Genomic DNA, 16221 nt, shown 5'->3' with positions numbered 1-16221 from the left:
AACGGACCCTGCCGGAGGGCCGGTCAGGCCGGGGCGGCGAAGACCTGGGTCCACCAGGGGCCGCCGGAACCGGTCCGCACACCGACCCCGAGCTGCTTGAACGCGCAGTTCAGGATGTTCGCACGGTGACCGGGGCTGTTCATCCAGGAATCCATCACCGCGGCCGGGTCCTTCTGGCCGCGGGCGATGTTCTCGCCCCAGGTGCTCCAGCGGTAGCCGGTCACCTCGATGCGGTGGTCGGCGTGCTCGCCGTCGGGGCTGGCGTGGTCGAAGTAGTTGCGGTCCGCCATGTCGTCGCTGTGCGACTGGGCGGCGCCGGCCAGCCGGGGCTCGGCGCTGACCGGGCCGCAGCCGGCCTTGGCGCGTTCGACGTTGACCAGGTCGACGACCTGCTGGGCGGAGGAGGGAGCGGCGCCGCCGCCGACCGGGGTGGGCGCCGAGGCGCTCGTGGGGGCGGGGGCACCGGTGCGCTGCGCGGCGGCCGGGGTGCCGGCGGACTTGGCGGGAGCAGGAGCGGTCACGGGCGTGCTCGGGCTCGGCCTCCCGGTGGCCGTCCGGGTCGGCGTCGCGGTCGCCAGGGCCGTCGGGGACGCCGGAGCGGCGGGGGTGGTCGCGGCGGCACTGGTCGGGGCCGGTACCGCGTCGGTGGCGGCCGGGGTGACCGGCGGCGCGGCGACGTCGGGGCCCGCTCCCCCGGCGCCGGGGACCTGGATGCCGTCGTGGGTGCCGGCCTCGGCTGCTATCAGGGCGGCGTCCGCCGCCAACGCCTGACCGGTGGCGTCCCGGTCGGCCTGCTTGCCGCCGTAGGCCGCGTAGCCGGCGCCGACCAGGGCGGCGAGCAGTCCGGTGCCGGCCACGGCGGCGGCGACGGCGGCGACCGGGCCGACCGGACCGCGCCGTCGGGCCCGGCGGCCCCGGCCTCCGGGGCGTTCCGTGTGCCGCTGGGCGGCCCGGCGCGCGGCGCGGCCGCCGGGTCGGCCGGAGGCTCCGCTCCGTGCACCGCTCTCGGCACCGTTCGCCGGGAGGATGGTCGTCCTGTCGTCGCTGTTCACGTGCCCACGCTTTCTGTCCGGGTCGGCGGGTCGGGTGCCGACACCTGGGAGACCACCCGGCGACGCGCCGATAACAGAAAGTCCGAACGAATGTCCGGTGGCAGGGTCCCGGGCCCGGCCGCGGCCGGGCCCGGGGCCCGTTCCCGAGGCACGCCCTCAGGCCGCCCGGCCGCGGGTCACGGGGCGTCCGGGGCCATGTCGTAGGTGACGAACATGGTCCGGGTGGCGACCTGGTCGTACTTGCTGCGGGCGCGGTGGTTGTCGTCGGCGGTGATCCAGCGGACGGTGTTCCAGCCGCGCTCGGCGGCGATCGCCCGCAGCCGGGCCAGCAGCTGGTCCACCGCACCGCCGCCGCGCACCTCGGGCGCGACGAACAGGTCGTCGAGGAAGCCTCCGACCGCGCCGTGCAGGGGGCGGGCGAACGGGCGGTAGTGAGCGAGTCCGACCGGCGTGCCGTCGCCGTCGCGGACCAGCAGGCCCTCCAGTTCGTGGTCCGGGTCGTGGAGCCAGGACCAGACCAGTTCGGCCTTCTCCTCCGGCATCGGCAGCCGGTAGAACGCGCAGTAGCCGCGGAAGAGTTCGCGCCAGGCGGGGTAGTCGGCGCGCTCCGGCGCGCCGACGCTCCAGCGGGTCGTGGTGGTCAACTCGGTCTCCCTCGATCGGGCGGGCGGGCCCCGGGGTCGCCGGGCCGCGGTGTGGCGCCAGCATGACGGGCCGTCGGCTCCGCGCCGAGCTCCACCACGGCCAAGACCGGCCGCCCGCGCACTCCACTCCGGCGCGGTACGGGCGCACCGCCCGCCGTGCGGTGGCCGGTCGGGTGGCCGATCCTGGACGCCCGGCCACGCACCACCCGAGGAGCGCCATGCGGCTGCGGCACCTGGCCCAGACGTCCCGCGCCGTCGCCGCCGAGCCCGGACGGCGGGCCAAGACGGCGCTGCTCGCGGACTGCCTGCGCGCACTGGGCCCGGCCGAGGCCCCGGCGGCCGTGGGCCTGCTGTCGGGCGAGTCGCAGCGGCTGCGCACCGGCGTCGGCCCGGCGGGCCTGCGCGACCTGCCGCCGCCCGCCGCCGAGGCATCGCTCGACGTCCGGGAGACCGAACGGGAGCTGGAGCGGATCGCCGGGGTGCACGGGCCCGGCGCGCAGGCCGAGCGGCGGCGGCTGCTGGCCGGGCTGTTCGCCCGGGCGACCGAGGTCGAGCAGGCGTTCCTGCGCGCGGTGCTGGTCGGCGAGCTGCGCCAGGGCGCGCTGGACGCGCTGGTCGGCGACGCCGTCGCCCAGGCGGCCGGGGTGCCCGCGGCGGCGGTGCGCCGGGCGCTGATGTTCCGCGGCTCCGCCCGGGCGGTCGCGGAGGCGGCGCTGACCGGCGGGGCGCCCGCGCTGGCCGCGTTCCGGCTGGAGGTGGGCCGGGCGGTGCGGCCGATGCTGGCCGCCTCCGCGCCCGACGTGGCCTCGGCGCTGGAGCGCACCGGCCCGGCCGCCCTGGAGTGGAAGCTGGACGGCGTCCGGGTGCAGGTGCACCGGGACGGCGCGGAGGTCGCGGTGTTCACCCGCGGCCTGGACGACATCACCGCGCGCGTCCCCGAGGTGGCCGAGGCGGCGCTCGCGCTGCCGCTGCGCTCGGCGGTACTGGACGGCGAGGCGATCGCGCTCGGGCCCGACGGGCGACCGCGCCCGTTCCAGGAGACCGCCGCGCGCACCGCCTCCCGGCGGGATCCGGAGCGGCTGCGCGCCGAAGTCCCGCTCAGCGCCTTCTTCTTCGACCTGCTGCACCGGGACGGCGAGGACCTGGTGGACCGCCCCGGCCGGGAGCGGTGGGCGGCGCTGGACGAGGCGGTGCCGGAGGGCCTGCGGGTGCCCCGCACCGAGACCGGGGACGGTGAGCGGGCACTGGCGTTCTTCCGCGAGACCCTGGCCCGCGGTCACGAGGGCGTCCTGGTCAAGGACCCGGCGGCCGGGTACGCGGCCGGGCGGCGCGGCGCCGGCTGGATCAAGGTGAAGCCCCGGCACTCCCTGGACCTGGTGGTGCTGGCCGCCGAGTGGGGCAGCGGCCGGCGGCGCGGCCTCCTCAGCAATCTGCACCTGGGCGCCCGGGCGGCGGGCGAGCCCGGGCTGGGCCCGTGGGTGATGCTCGGCAAGACCTTCAAGGGCCTCACCGACGAGACGCTCGCCTGGCAGACCGCCGAACTCCTCGCCCGCGAGAGCGGGCGGGACGACTGGACGGTGCGGGTCCGGCCGGAACTGGTCGTCGAGATCGCCTTCGACGGTCTCCAGCGCAGCCCCCGCTACCCGGCGGGGCTGGCCCTGCGGTTCGCCCGGGTAGTGCGCTACCGGCCGGACAAGGGTGCGGCCGAGGCCGACACCGTCGCCACCGTCCGGGAGATTGCCGCCGCCGAGGGGCTGTGAGCCGTCCTTTGGCGGAGTAACGTCAATTTCAAACCCCCTTTGCGGCGGCGCTGGACCGGCTCCGACCCGAATCGGCCATTCTGGACGATCCCCGCATCGCCCCTCCGTGGACGCAAGGGTGGCGGTTAGGTTGGCAATGACAACGAGAGGCGGCCGCCGGACGCCCGGCGCCGCACTGGCGAGAGGTGCTCGACCATGAAGGTGAGCGTCGACCGGGACCGCTGCTGCAGCTCCGGGATGTGCGTCCTGAACGCTCCGGAGATCTTCGACCAGGACGAGCAGGACAGTCTGGTGGTCCTCCGTCAGACCGAGTTCAAGCCCCCGCAGTTCGCCGTGCTGAGGCTCGCCGCCGAGCTCTGCCCGGGCGGCGCGATCACCGTCACCGAGGAGGACTCCGCCGAGGACGCCGGCTGACGCCCCCGCCGGCTCCCGACGGTCCCCCGCCCGCGCCGACCCCGGCCACCGTGACGACCGCCGCTCCCGGCCGTCGTCGCGCGAACCGTCGGCCCCGGCGCCACCCCACCCACCCGAGGACATTGCGACGCAAGGAGACCCCACCTTGACGAGCACACCCACCGCCCGGACCTTTCCGATGCCCGCCCCGCGCGACGCCGGCTGTCCGTTCAGCCCGCCGCCCGCCTACACCGAGGCCGCCGCGACGGCACCCATCACCCGCGCCGCCCTGCCCGACGGCGAGTCCTGCTGGCTGGCCACCGGCTACGCCGAGGTCCGCACCATCCTGTCCGACCGCCGGTTCAGCGCGGACGCCCGCCACCAGGGGTTCCCGCTGCTGGTGCCCGGCCGCCGGGAAGCCCTCCTCGCCAACCCGAGCTTCCTGCGGCTCGACGACCCCGAGCACGCCCGGCAGCGCCGGATGGTCACCGGCGACTTCCTGGTCAAGCGGGTCGAGGCGATGCGCCCCGGCATCCAGCAGATCGTCGACGAGGCGCTCGACCGGATGACCGACGGCCGGACCGAGGCCGATCTGGTCGCCGACTTCGCGCTGCCCGTCCCCTCGCTGGTGATCTGCCTGCTGCTCGGCGTCCCGTACGAGGACCGGGACCGCTTCCAGGGCCTCAGCCGGACCCTGCTCAACAAGCACAGCTCGGCCGAGGAGGTCCAGGCCGCCTCGGACGAACTGCGCGAGTACCTCGGCGGCCTGGCCGCCCGCAAGCGGGAGGAGCCGGGCGACGACATCCTCAGCCGGCTCGCCGTCCGGGACGACCTCACGCCGGGCGAGGTCGCCACGACCGGCATCCTGCTGCTGATAGCCGGGCACGAGACGACCGCGAACATGATCTCGCTCTCCACCGCCCTGCTCCTCGACCAGCCCGAGCAGATCGCCAGGCTGGCCGACCCGGCCGCGCTGCCCGGCGCCGTCGAGGAACTGCTGCGCCACCTGACCATCGTGGACCACGGCCTGCCCCGGGTCGCGCTGGAGGACGTCGAGCTGGGCGGCACCGTGATCAGGGCCGGCGAGGGCGTGATCGCGCTGATCTCCACCGCCAACCAGGACGAGGAGATGTTCGGCGGCGCCGACCTGCGACCGGCCGACCAGCTCGACCTCGACCGGGACGCCCGGCGGCACATGGCCTTCGGCTTCGGCGTGCACCAGTGCCTCGGGCAGCCGCTCGCCCGCGCCGAGCTCCAGATCGCCCTGGCCACCCTGTTCCGGCGGCTGCCCGGCCTGCGGCCGGCGGCCACCGGGGAGGGGCGGAAGTTCCGCTCGGAGGCGTTCATCTACGGAATGCGGTCGCTGCCCGTCACCTGGTGACGGCCGTCGGACGGAGGGCGGGGCCGGCCGGCGACTAGGGCGTGTCCGACAATTCGCGTCGGATCAGCACGCGGCGGGAATTGTCAGACCCGCCCTAGCCCGTTCGGCTGGCCCCGGGGCCGGGGCGGGGGCAGGCTGGGGGGTGAGAGACAGACCCGGCCCTGCCGCACCCCGGCTCGGAGCGCGCCCGGACCGGCCGAGGAGACGGAGCCCGCCATGACCGACATGAGCGAACGGGCCGAGATGAGCACGGACCGTGACGAGGACGTCCGCGCCGCGGATCCCGAAGAGGGCATCACCTCGATGCAGAACCTGCACGCGCAGGACACCTCCCAGGCGGAGGGCGAGCCCACCCTGGAGGAGTCCGGTCCGGACCGCTGAACAGCTGTGAGCACCCGACCGCCCGGTGGGACCGGGCGGTCTTCGCGACCGCAGGTGTCGCTGCCCGGGCAGCGACTCACCGGCGGGGGAGGATAAGCGCATGACCGAACACGATCAAAACGGCAGGCAGGCCCGACCGCCCGTCGACCCGCGCACGTCGTGGGCGACCTGGACCACGCAGTCGATCATCAGCGGACCCGGCGGGGTCACCACCACCGAGATCGGCCCCATCTCCGGCGACCTCACCGTGCACACCACCTGGGTGGACGGCGAGGCCCGGCTCACCGTCCAGTACACCGGCGCATTGGACTGGTACACGGTGACCGGCAGCCCCGTCCCGGCGGCGGACGAGACCACCGCGCGGGCGATACACCAGGCGATGGTGAACGGCGTCAAGGCCGGCCGGGGCGCGGCCGCCCCGGCCCCGCCGGACAGGCCCTAGCTGTTCAGTCCCCCGGGACGACCTCGCCCCGCACCGCCGGCGCCGCGGCGGCCCAGTAGGCGCGGTCGACCGGGGGACGCGCACGCAGGTCCGCGCGGACCTCGACGGCCAGCCGGCGGGTGTCGCGCCGGTTGACGGTGGCGCCGATGCCGGCGCCGACCAGCAGCGGGGTGAGCGACGGCAGGCGGCGCAGCGAGCTGCGGGTGAGCCGGCGGCTGACCTGCTGGCGCACCTCCGCCCCGAGCGCCAGGGCGGCGAACCCGGCCGGCCGGGACAGCAACCTCGCGTCGATCCCCCGGCGGTTGGCCCAGGCGCCCAGGTAGGCCCCGGCCCGCTGGGTGACACCGCCCGGCGCCCGGGCGCCGTAGACCTCGTGCAGTTCGGCGATCAGCTTGATCTCCAAGGCCGCGACGGCGAGCGTCTCCGCCGCGATCTCCACCGGCATCGCGGGCGGCACCGGCAGCATCGCCGCCGCGCCCACGCCGGCGCCGAGCGCGCCGGAGGCCCGGGCCGCGCCGGTGACCAGCAGGTCGGCCAGCGCCTCCGGGTCGGCCGCGCCGGGGTGCTGGGCGCGCAGCGTGGCGAGGTCGCGCACCGGGATCCGCGGCGCGGCCCGCACCAGTTGCTCGGTGAGGGCGCGGCCGCCGAACGCGGCACCCTTGGCGGCGACCCGGCCGCCCCGGCCGAGCAGGTGGGCCGCGTTCGCCACCAGGGCCCGGCCGCGGCCGCGGCCGGCCCGGTACTCGGCGATCCGCCACTCGCCCTCGGGCTGCTCGGCCTGCTCGACCAGTTCGGCGAGTTCGCCGGCCAAGCCGGCGTCGGGCACGGCGGCGGGGGTGGGGGCGGGCTCGGGGACAGGCCTGGAACGTCCGGGTTTACGGAAGACTGCCATAGATGTCCGGTACCCCCTCCGCTCCCGGGGTACGCCCTACCCGGTGATCTCGACCCCGCGCCAGAACGCCACCCGGCCGCGGATCTCCTCGGCCTCCGGCTTCGGGTCGGCGTAGTACCAGGCCGCGTCGGGGTTGGTCCGCCCGTCCACTTCCAGCGTGTAGTAACCGGCGGTGCCCTTCCAGCCGCAGACGGTGGTGGTGTCGGACGGACGCAGGAATTCGGTCCGGACGGATTCGACCGGAAAGTAGTGGTTGCCCTCGACGACGACGGTCTCGTCGCTCTCGGCGACGACGGTGCCCTGCCAGCGCGCTGTGGTCATGCGGCCGATTCTGCCCCAGGGGCGGACGGCACCCGGGGGGTTCGCGGAAATCGTCGGCGGATGCCGGCCGGTCAGGGCAACAGCCGGGGCAACGGTCAGGGCAGCGGCTCGGCGTGGACCGGCAGGTGCGGGGACTGGTGGCCGCCGCTGGCGAGCATCCGGACCTCGCCGGCGTCGCTGATCTCGGCACGGACGATGCCGCTGGCGTCCTCGTACACCGGGTGTCCGCCCGGGCCCGTCGCGCTGGTGCGGACGACCACGACGACGTCCTGCGGGGCCTGGGTGCCGGGGGTGCCGGGGAAGGTGAGCACGTAACGGTTCGCGGGGGTCATCTCCATCTCCTGTCCCGATTGTCCCGATCTCCTGGTCCCGATGCGTGGCCGCGGTCGGCGGACCCGCCGGACGGCGGTCGGCCTACGCGGTGGCCTCGGCGGCCCGGGCGGGCGCGCCGCGGACCTCCAGCTCGGTGAGCAGCCGGGCGGTGGCCTCGGCGACCGCGTCCACGGCCCGGTCGAAGGCCTCGCGGTTGTACGCCGCCGGGGCGCGGAACCCGGACACCTTGCGGACGTACTGCAGCGCGGCGGCGCGGAAGTCGTCCTCGTCGGCGTCGAGCGTCACCGGCGGGCGCAACGTCTTGATGTTGCGGCACATGCACCCAGTCTCGCGCGTGGACGCCGTACTGGCGACCCCCTCCCGTCACACGCACCTCACGGCGGCGTCATCCGGCCGGATTAGGATGCCGGACGAACGAATCCCCCCGTCCCGCCGCGCCTCCCCGTCCGCGGGCGTCACCCCGGAGTCACCCCCTTGCCTCTCGCGCTGCTCGCGCTGGCCGTCACCGCGTTCGCCATCGGCACCACCGAATTCGCCGCCATGGGGCTGCTCCCCCAGGTCGCCGACGATCTGCACGTCTCCATCCCGCAGGCCGGCTGGCTGATCTCCGCGTACGCGCTGGGCGTGGTCATCGGCGCCCCGCTGCTCACCGCGCTCGCCTCCGGCCGGCCGCGCAAGGCCGTGCTGGTGGCGCTCGCCGGGCTGTTCGCCACCGGCAACCTGCTGTGCGCGCTGGCACCGGACTTCTGGACGCTGGCCGCCGCCCGGCTGATCACCGGACTGCCGCACGGCGCGTTCTTCGGGGCCGGCGCGGTGGCCGCGGCCGAACTGGTGGCCCCGGACCGCCGGGCCCGGGCGGTGGCCGTGATGTTCTCCGGCCTGACCATCGCCAACATCGTCGGCGTGCCGGCCGCCACGCTGCTGGGGCAGCACCTGGGCTGGCGGGCGACCATGCTGGTGGTCGTCCTGATCGCCGCCGCCGGGACGCTCGCCATCGCCCGGCTGGTGCCGTCGCTGCCCTCCCCCGGGCAGGCCGGGCTGCGGCACGAGCTGCGGGCCTTCCGCGACGGGCAGCTGTGGCTGGCGCTGGCCACCGTGGTGTTCGGCTGCGGCGGCTTCTTCGCCTGCTACAGCTACATCGCGCCGCTGCTCACCGAGGTGTCCGGGTACGCCACCGGCTCGGTGACACTGGTGCTGGCGCTGTTCGGGGTGGGGATGACGATCGGCAACGTGATCGGCGGGTTCGCGGCCGACCGGGCGCTGCGCCCGACGGTCTGCGCCGCCTTCGTGCTGCTGGCCGCCACCCTGGCGCTGTTCGCGGTGACCGCGCACGCCCGCTGGTCGGCCGCCGTCACGGTGGTGCTGATCGGGCTGTTCGGCTTCGCGATCGTGCCGGCGGTGCAGACGCTGGTCCTGCAGAAGGCGCGCAGCGCGCCGACGCTGGCCTCGGCGACGGTGCAGGGCGCGTTCAACCTGGCCAACGCGCAGGGCGCCTACTTCGGCGGGCTGGCCCTGGACGCCGGGTTCGGTTGGACGGCGCCGACCCTGGTGGGCGCAGGCCTGGCCGCTTCGGGCGCGCTGATCGCGGTGCTCGCCTGGGCGGCCGACCGGCGCCGGCCCGTGCCCGCCGCACCGGAGCCTGCCGCGACGGCTCCGGCCGCGGCGGCTCCGGTCGGCGTCCAGCGTTAGGGCTGGGGCTGGATCTGGGCCCGGGGCTGCGCCAGGGGTTCGAGCTCGCGGTGGGCGGCGGCCAGCAGCAGGTAGCCCTCGCCGTTGGCCTTGATGCCGGCCTTCTCGTCCTCGGTCAGCTCGCGGCGGACCTTGGCCGGGACCCCGGCGACCAGCGAGCCGGGCGGCACCCGCATGCCCTGCGGCACCACCGCGCCCGCCGCGACCAGCGAACCGGCGCCGATCCGGGCGCCGTTGAGCACGGTGGCGTTCATCCCGACCAAGGCGTCGTCCTCGACCACGCAGCCGTGCAGCACCGCGTTGTGCCCGACCGAGATCCGCTCGCCGACCACCAGCGGGAAGCCGGGGTCGGCGTGCAGGGTGCAGTTGTCCTGGATGTTGCTGTCCCGGCCCACGGTGATGGACTCGGCGTCGCCGCGCAGCACCGCCCCGTACCAGACGCCCGCGCCAGGGCCGATCGTCACGTCCCCGACCACGACGGCGTTCGGTGCGAGGAAGGCGCCCGGGTCGACGGTGGGCACCTTGCCCCCGACTGCGGCGATCAGCGGCTCTGCCATGTCTCGTCCTCCTGGTGACGGTCGGCCGTTCCTGTCGCCGGACAGCGTAGGGGGCGGATCCGCAGCACCCGTCCTACCCCTGCCCGCCGCAGACGCCGGCGTTCACCGCCCGCTGCCAGGCGGCGAGGGCCGCGGCCGGATCCGGCGCGTCGTAGAAGGTCGTGCTGTTGGCGAACTGGCGCTTCCCGTCGAGCGAGCCGAGCATCATCGTGCTGTAGCCGGGGATCCCGCCGGCGTGGCCCCAGAACGCACCGCACGGGGTGTCCACCCGCTGGAGGCCGAGCCCGTAGGCCTGGCCCCCGCCGTGGGCGGTGGTCTTCTGCATCTCGGCGAGTTCGGCGGGGCGCAGCAGCCGGCCGCCGAGCAGGGCGCGGATGAACGTCGTCAGGTCCGCGGTGGTGGAGATGCCCGCGCCGGAGGGGCCGGCCATGGAGGGGTTGAGCGAGGTGACGTCGGCCGGGCCGCTGTCGAGCTTGAGGTAGGCGTGGGCGTGCGAGCCGGGGATGACCGGGGAGTAGAGCGGCATCGAGGTGCCCGTCAGGCCGAGCGGGCGGATGATCCGGCGTTCCACCTCCTCGTTCCAGCCGTGGCCGGTGAGGCGTTCGATGATCAGCGCGACCAGGGCGTAGTTGGTGTTGGAGTACTGCCAGTCCTGGCCGGGGCGGAAGGCGGGCGGGTACTTGTCGGCGATGTCCACCTGGTCCTGCGGGCTGTAGGACGTGTAGCGGCCGGTGTCGAGCCAGTTCTGGTCGTAGGAGTTGAAGGCCGGGTCCTGGGTGTAGTCGGCGACGCCGCTGGTGTGGTTGAGGAGTTCGCGGACGGTGATGTCCGCGCTGTTCGGCACCGCGCCGGGCAGCAGGCTCTCCAGGCGGTCGTCCAGTCCCAGTCGTCCCTCGCCGACGAGTTGGAGCAGCACGGTGGCCACGAAGGTCTTGGTGGTGCTGCCGATCCGGAAGCGGCCCGCGGGGTCGGCGGGGGTGTCCGCGCCGAGCCGGGCGACGCCGCCGGCGGCGCGGTGGACGAGCCGGCCGTTCTCGCGCACGGCGGCGAGGGAGGAGGTGGCGACGTTCTTCGCGGTCAGGTCGGCGAGGGCGGTGTCGAGGGCCGTCCAGTCGGCGCTGCGGTCGGTGGCACTCGCCGGGCGGGCCGCGTCCTGGGCGGCGGCGGCCGGGGCGAGCGCGGCGATCAGGCCCGCGCCCGCGAGGGCCGCGACGGCGGCGCGCAGGGCCGGCCCGCGTCGGCGGCGCCGGGTGGTGGCGGCTGGGTCGGTGGTCATGACGTCCTCCCTGTTCCGGCCGGCAGGGCTGTCAACCTCCGCCGCTGCCATGGTCTTTGACACCATGGCAGGGCGACTGCGGGGCGGTCGTCAGCCTCCGGGGCGGCGCGCCTGCTACCTGGGGAGGGGCGTGACCCTGACGGGTTCCCGGAGTCGCGCCCCCGAGACGGGTCGGGGGCGCGACGGGCCTGGGCGGGCGGGTCAGGAAGCCGGCGCCTTGGTGCGCAGGATCTCGATGAACGCGCGCAGCCACGCCGGGTGGTCGGGCCAGGCGCGGGCCGAGACGACCACGCCGTCCACCACCGCCTCGCCGTCGACGAATTCGGCGCCCGCCGCCTTCACGTCCGGCGCCAGCGCCGGGTAGGCGGCGCTGCGGCGGCCGGACAGCACCCCGGCGGCGGCGGTGATCAGCGGGCCGTGGCAGATCTGTGCGACCGGCTTGTCGCCGGCGAAGAAGTGCTGGACGATCCGCTGCACGTCCGGGTCGTTGCGAAGGTACTCGGGGGCGCGGCCGCCGGGGATGACCAGCGCGACGTAGTCGGCCGGGTCGACGTCGGCGAAGGCGAGGTCGGCGGGCCAGGTGTAGCCGGGCTTCTCGGTGTAGGTGTCGTAGCCGTCGACGAAGTCGTGGACGACGAACTGGAGTCGCTTCCTGGTCGGGGCGGCGATGTCGACCTGGTAGCCCTCCTCGCGCAGCCGCTGGTACGGGTAGAACACCTCCAGCGACTCGGCGGCGTCCCCGGTGACGAGCAGGATCTTCGATGTCATCGCCGACATCCCTCCACATGGTCGAGCGTCCGACACGGCGTGGGCCCCGGCCGGTGGCCACCGGCCGCGGGCCCGGACCAACCTCCCGCACCGGCCGTGCCGTTGGCAACAGGGCGCACCGGGCGTACTGCGGCGCGTCACCGGGCGTACGCGCCTGCCGAGGGCCGTGCGCGCCGGGTCACCGCCCGGCTGCGGGCCGCGGCTGCCCGCGTCCTAGACTCCTGCTGCCCGCCACGACCGCACACCGGAGGAGCCCATGCCGGACCGCACCACCCACCTCGTCCTGCCCGGCTACCAGAACTCGGGCCCGGAGCACTGGCAGACCCGCTGGGAGGCCGCCGAACCGGACGCCTTCCGCCGGGTCCAGCAGGCGGACTGGGACCACCCCGACCAGAGCGACTGGATCGCCCGGGTGGACGCGGCGGTGGCCGAGGCCGCCGCCGACGGGCCGGTGGTGCTGGTCGCCCACAGCCTCGGCTGCGTCACGGTGGCCCGCTGGGTGGCCGCCGCGCCCGCCGGGCGGACCGCCGCGGTGCGCGGCGCGCTGCTGGTCGCCCCCGCGGACATCGACACCGCCGAAGTCCCGCAGCTGACCGGCTTCCGGCCGGTGGCCCTGGCGCCGTTCCCGTTCCCGGCCGTGGTCGTCGCCAGCACCGACGACCCGTGGGTCAGCCCCGAGCGGGCCCGGCTGTTCGCCGGCGCGTGGGGCGCCCGGTACGTCGAGCCGGGCGCGTACGGACACCTCAACTCGGACTCCGGGCTGGGCGACTGGCCGGAGGGCCGCAAGCTGCTCGCAGAGCTGTGACGCATCGGACGGGGGGACGATGAGGAACCGGATGCCGAAGGCCAGGCGCGTCCTGGTCCGGCTGCTGCTGGCGGGCGGGGCGGCCGCCGTGCTGCTCTACACCGAGGGGCAGTGGGAGAGCCGCTCGGGCGGGCTGATGCTGGTCGCCGACCTGCTCAACCGGCCCGAGCTGCTGCTCGGCGCGGCGCTGGCCGCGCTGATCGCCGCCGCCTGGCTGGGCGACCGGCGCACCGCCGTACGGACGGCCACCCGGGCGGTCACGGTGACGGCCGGGGTGGTGTTCCTGCTCGGCGTGCTGGCCGCGCACAAGGTCTCGGCGGCCGAGACGCGCAGCCGGGAGACCGCCCCGGCCCGCCCGGAGCTGGCCCTGGTCGTGGTGCACCGCTCGTACGCCACCGCGCCGAAGGACAACGACGACTGGCAGGTGCTGCTGGAGGTCGGCGCGGGCTGGTCCGGGCGGCGCTGGTCGCTGGCCCAGATCGGCCGGGCACCGGACGACGCCCGGCTGGTGGAGGCGAGTTGGACCGGCCGGGACCAGATCACCGTGGTCACCGACTCCTACCGGCGGGTCTTCAACCTGGACCAGGACACCGGCGAGCCGGTCGAGGCACGGTAGCGTCCGCGCTACGGCAGCCCCACCACGTGGGCGAGCAGGGCGAGCAGCGCCGCGTTGCCCGCCGCGCCCACGGCGGTGGCGGACAGGAAGCGGGCCGCACTGCCGTCCGGGAACGGGTTGACGAGCATCGCCGGCAGGAAGCCGGGCATCGTCCAGACGGCGGCGGTCCACTGCCGGACCGCGTTGGCCGCGCTGGTGCCCGCGCGCAGTTCGCGGGCGGCGGCTAGCCCGATCACCAGGTACCCGGCCAGGTAGCCGATCGAGGGCCAGAACACGGCGGGGACACCGAGGATGCTGTGCGGCATGGCACCCATCGTCCGCCGCCGGTCCGCGGCCCCGCCTGAGTACGGGTACTCAGGCGGGACCGGGCGGCTCACTGGTCCTGGTTGTCGCCGGGGTCGGCCGGCGCGGGGGGAGCCAACGGGGTGGACTGCCCGGGCTGCCCCGACGGCGTGGACGGCGCGGAGCGGCCGACCGGACTGTTCGGGTTGAGCGGACCGCCCGTGCTGCCCGGGGTGCTCAGGGTGCCGGGGCTGCTCGGGTTGCCGGGGCTGCTCGGGCGCTGCTTGCCCGAGCCGCTCCCGCAGGTGCCGGTCGGCGAGCCGCTGGGGGTGGCGCAGCTCGGGTCGCGCTTGGGCGGGTCCGGGATGTAGACCGTCGGGAAGTCCTTCTCCGGCATGTTCCGGACGGCGTCGCTCATCGCCTGCTCCCAGATCGGGCCCGGGCCGGTCGCGCCGAAGACCTCCTGCTGGTAGTGGCCGCCGATCCGGATGTTCTTCATCGGCACCTTGGTGCCCGGGCTGCCCAGCCAGACCGAGCCGGCCAGGTTGCCGGTGTAGCCGGTGAACCAGGCCGACTTCTTCTCGTCCGTCGTCCCGGTCTTGGCCGCGATCTGCCGGCGGTCGTCCAGCCTGAGCTCCTTGGCGGTGCCCTTCTCCGTCACCCCGAGCAGCACGCTGTTGATCACGTCGGCGGTGTCCGTGGACATCGCCTCGGTGCACTTGGCCGGGCTCACCGGGACGTCCTTGCCGTCCACCGTGGAGATCTTGTTGATCGCCAGCGGCACGCAGTAGGTGCCGCGGGCGGCGAAGCTCGCGTACACGTTGGCCATCGTCAACGGGCTCACCTCCTGGGTGCCGAGGCCGAGGGCGGGGACCTCTTCCAGCGGCTTGCCGTCGGCCTTGCCGGTGACGCCCAGCTTGTTGGCCATCTGCTTGACCGCGCAGAGGCCGATCTCCTGCTCCATCTGCACGAAGTAGGTGTTCACCGAGAGGGCCATCGCCTCCTTGAGCTCGTACGGGCCGACCTCGCGCGGGCTCTCGTTCGGGATGCTGCCCTCCTTCTTGCCCTTGTTCGGGTTCTTCCAGGTGCCGTCGCAGGTCCTCGTCGTCGGCCAGTCCATCCGGTTGGGCGAGTCGTACCGCTGGGTGGGCGGCAGGCCGGCCTCCAGGGCGGCGGCGGCCACGATCGGCTTGAAGTTGGAGCCGGGCTGGAAGCCGATGCCGCCGCCCATCGCCGCGTCCACGTTGTAGTTGACGACGGTCTGGTTCTTCTCCTTCGCCAGACCGTAGGGGCGGGTCTGCGCCATCGCCAGGATCTTGCCGGTGCCGGGCTCGACCATCGTCATCGCCGCCGAGACCGGGTCGGTGACGTACACCTGCTCGGAGACGGCGTTCTGGGCGGCGGCCTGCTTGTCCGGGTCCAGCGTGGTGTAGATGTTGAGGCCGCCGGTGTCCCACAGCTTCTTGCGCTCGGCGGCGCTCTTGCCGAACACCGGGTCCTGCTTGACCACGTGGCGCACGTAGTCGCAGAAGAAGCCCATGCCGGCCTGGGCGGTGATGCAGCCGTTCTGCGGGTCCCGGTACTTCAGGCCCAGCGGCGCGGCCTTGGCCTCCTTGGCCTGGTCCGCGGTGATGTGCTTGTTCTCGACCATCTTGTCGATGACGGTGTCCCGACGCTTCTGCGCGGCCACCGGGTGCAGCTTCGGGTCGTACTGGGACGGGTTCTGCACCAGCCCGGCGAGCATGGCCGCCTCGGGGAGGGCGAGGTCCTTCGCGTCCTTGCTGAAGTAGCGCTGGGAGGCCGCCTGTATGCCGTACGCCTGATGGCCGTAGAAGGTGATGTTCAGGTAGTTGGTGAGGATCTGATCCTTCGTCAGATCCTCCTCCAGCTTGATGGCGTACCGGAGTTCCTGGATCTTGCGGCCGAGCGTCTTGCGCTGCGCCTCCAGGACGGCCACCGGGTCGTCGCCGGCCTTCTCCACGTTGACGTTCTTCACGTACTGCTGGGTCAGCGTCGACGCGCCCTGGACGGCGGCGCCGCTCTCCGCGTTCTTGGTGATCGCCCGCAGGATGCCCTTGAGGTCGACGGCGCCGTGCTCGTAGAAGCGGGCGTCCTCGATGTCCACCTGCGCCTGGCGCATCAGCGGTGACATCTGCTCGGCGGGTATCACCGTGCGGTCCCGCTCGTAGACCTTGGCGATCAGGCCTCCCTTGGCGTCGAAGACCTGGGTGGCCTGCGTCAGCGCCGGCGCCTTGAAGTCGTCGGGGATGCTCTCGAAGCCCTCGGCGCTGCTCTTGGCCCCGAGCCCGACGGCGCCCGCCGCGGGAAGGATGAGGCCGGCCAGCAGGACACCGCCGAGAGTGCAGCAGCCGAGGAACGTGACCGTGTGACCCAGGAATCCGATCGGGGTCTCACGACGCCGCGGGCGCGGCACCCAGGTGTCGCCCGCGTCCGGGGCAGGTATGCGGCTCTTCGGTGACATAACTGGAACACTACGGCCGCGAATACCGTGCCAGGGCAGGGTGTTGGCGAAGCTTTGTCACAAATCCGCCACAGATTCGGCTCATTCCAGCCGGTCGGACGGACGCCCGGGTTCGGACAAGGACCGTTCGTCTACGGCCTGTTGATC

Annotated in this window: 19 protein-coding genes; 8 read left to right on the top strand and 11 right to left on the bottom strand. The window is 74.5% G+C overall.

The annotated features are described in order from the left end of the window. Window positions 1-23: 23 nt before the first annotated feature. Window positions 24-1052, bottom strand: a complete 1029-nt coding sequence (locus ACIP37_RS24545) for a CAP domain-containing protein (RefSeq protein WP_400810149.1) — start codon at window positions 1050-1052, stop codon at window positions 24-26. A gap of 176 nt (window positions 1053-1228) precedes the next feature. Continuing rightward, the gene (locus ACIP37_RS24540) at window positions 1229-1696 is read right to left on the bottom strand and encodes a GNAT family N-acetyltransferase (RefSeq protein ID WP_400329241.1); all 468 of its coding nucleotides are present in this window, start codon (window positions 1694-1696) and stop codon (window positions 1229-1231) included. Between the two features lie 218 nt (window positions 1697-1914). Between ACIP37_RS24540 and ACIP37_RS24535 the strand changes: the two genes are divergently transcribed. The 5 genes from ACIP37_RS24535 (at window position 1915) to ACIP37_RS24515 (ending at window position 6053) form a co-directional block, all read left to right on the top strand. Further along, the gene (locus ACIP37_RS24535; protein ID WP_400844521.1) at window positions 1915-3456 is read left to right on the top strand and encodes an ATP-dependent DNA ligase; all 1542 of its coding nucleotides are present in this window, start codon (window positions 1915-1917) and stop codon (window positions 3454-3456) included. A 195-nt stretch (window positions 3457-3651) separates the two neighbouring features. Next, window positions 3652-3870, top strand: coding sequence for a ferredoxin (locus tag ACIP37_RS24530; RefSeq protein WP_363587319.1), 219 nt, complete (start codon window positions 3652-3654; stop codon window positions 3868-3870). Window positions 3871-4015: 145 nt separating this feature from the next. Then, entirely contained in the window at window positions 4016-5230 is a 1215-nt protein-coding gene (locus ACIP37_RS24525; protein ID WP_400810145.1) for a cytochrome P450, read from the top strand. 216 nt (window positions 5231-5446) lie between these two features. Continuing rightward, window positions 5447-5611: a hypothetical protein gene (locus tag ACIP37_RS24520; protein ID WP_159398310.1), complete on the top strand. Its 165-nt coding sequence runs from the start codon at window positions 5447-5449 to the stop codon at window positions 5609-5611. Window positions 5612-5711: 100 nt separating this feature from the next. Then, window positions 5712-6053 (top strand): hypothetical protein, encoded by a 342-nt coding sequence (locus ACIP37_RS24515; protein ID WP_363587318.1) that lies wholly within the window; start codon window positions 5712-5714, stop codon window positions 6051-6053. A 4-nt stretch (window positions 6054-6057) separates the two neighbouring features. Here ACIP37_RS24515 and ACIP37_RS24510 read toward each other — a convergent pair whose 3' ends face one another. From ACIP37_RS24510 to ACIP37_RS24495, 4 genes are all read right to left on the bottom strand, one after another. Next, window positions 6058-6879 (bottom strand): hypothetical protein, encoded by an 822-nt coding sequence (locus ACIP37_RS24510; protein WP_400810143.1) that lies wholly within the window; start codon window positions 6877-6879, stop codon window positions 6058-6060. A gap of 102 nt (window positions 6880-6981) precedes the next feature. Continuing rightward, a complete protein-coding gene (locus ACIP37_RS24505; protein WP_063346074.1) occupies window positions 6982-7266 on the bottom strand; it encodes a DUF427 domain-containing protein in 285 nt (94 codons plus the stop codon). Window positions 7267-7361: 95 nt separating this feature from the next. After that, window positions 7362-7598, bottom strand: coding sequence for a DUF6296 family protein (locus tag ACIP37_RS24500; protein WP_350886018.1), 237 nt, complete (start codon window positions 7596-7598; stop codon window positions 7362-7364). A gap of 82 nt (window positions 7599-7680) precedes the next feature. Beyond that, complete coding sequence (locus ACIP37_RS24495; RefSeq protein WP_400810141.1) at window positions 7681-7917, bottom strand: DUF2277 domain-containing protein; 237 nt, start codon at window positions 7915-7917, stop codon at window positions 7681-7683. Window positions 7918-8073: 156 nt separating this feature from the next. Between ACIP37_RS24495 and ACIP37_RS24490 the strand changes: the two genes are divergently transcribed. Then, the gene (locus tag ACIP37_RS24490; protein WP_400810140.1) at window positions 8074-9288 is read left to right on the top strand and encodes an MFS transporter; all 1215 of its coding nucleotides are present in this window, start codon (window positions 8074-8076) and stop codon (window positions 9286-9288) included. Here ACIP37_RS24490 and ACIP37_RS24485 read toward each other — a convergent pair. From ACIP37_RS24485 to ACIP37_RS24475, 3 genes are all read right to left on the bottom strand, one after another. Then, window positions 9285-9845 (bottom strand): gamma carbonic anhydrase family protein, encoded by a 561-nt coding sequence (locus ACIP37_RS24485; RefSeq protein ID WP_363587315.1) that lies wholly within the window; start codon window positions 9843-9845, stop codon window positions 9285-9287. The genes ACIP37_RS24490 and ACIP37_RS24485 overlap by 4 nt on opposite strands. A gap of 73 nt (window positions 9846-9918) precedes the next feature. Further along, entirely contained in the window at window positions 9919-11121 is a 1203-nt protein-coding gene (locus tag ACIP37_RS24480) for a serine hydrolase domain-containing protein (RefSeq protein WP_363587314.1), read from the bottom strand. Window positions 11122-11322: 201 nt separating this feature from the next. Continuing rightward, complete coding sequence (locus tag ACIP37_RS24475) at window positions 11323-11889, bottom strand: DJ-1/PfpI family protein (protein ID WP_363587313.1); 567 nt, start codon at window positions 11887-11889, stop codon at window positions 11323-11325. A gap of 256 nt (window positions 11890-12145) precedes the next feature. On the opposite strand from ACIP37_RS24475, the gene ACIP37_RS24470 reads away from it, so the two are divergent. Continuing rightward, a complete protein-coding gene (locus tag ACIP37_RS24470; protein WP_363621907.1) occupies window positions 12146-12694 on the top strand; it encodes an alpha/beta fold hydrolase in 549 nt (182 codons plus the stop codon). A gap of 31 nt (window positions 12695-12725) precedes the next feature. Next, a complete protein-coding gene (locus ACIP37_RS24465) occupies window positions 12726-13310 on the top strand; it encodes a hypothetical protein (RefSeq protein WP_350886005.1) in 585 nt (194 codons plus the stop codon). An 8-nt stretch (window positions 13311-13318) separates the two neighbouring features. Here the strand turns inward: ACIP37_RS24465 and ACIP37_RS24460 are convergent, their stop codons facing one another. Together ACIP37_RS24460 and ACIP37_RS24455 are read right to left on the bottom strand one after the other, a co-directional pair. Further along, window positions 13319-13615, bottom strand: a complete 297-nt coding sequence (locus ACIP37_RS24460) for a hypothetical protein (RefSeq protein WP_400844517.1) — start codon at window positions 13613-13615, stop codon at window positions 13319-13321. Window positions 13616-13683: 68 nt separating this feature from the next. Beyond that, window positions 13684-16074 (bottom strand): transglycosylase domain-containing protein, encoded by a 2391-nt coding sequence (locus ACIP37_RS24455; RefSeq protein ID WP_363629641.1) that lies wholly within the window; start codon window positions 16072-16074, stop codon window positions 13684-13686. Window positions 16075-16221 lie beyond the last annotated feature (147 nt).

Origin of the sequence: Kitasatospora sp. NPDC088861, from assembly GCF_044750105.1 — a bacterium.
Lineage (GTDB): Bacteria > Actinomycetota > Actinomycetes > Streptomycetales > Streptomycetaceae > Kitasatospora.
The sequence above is the reverse complement of the archived record's forward strand: the minus strand, read 5'-3'. Positions and strand labels throughout refer to the sequence as shown.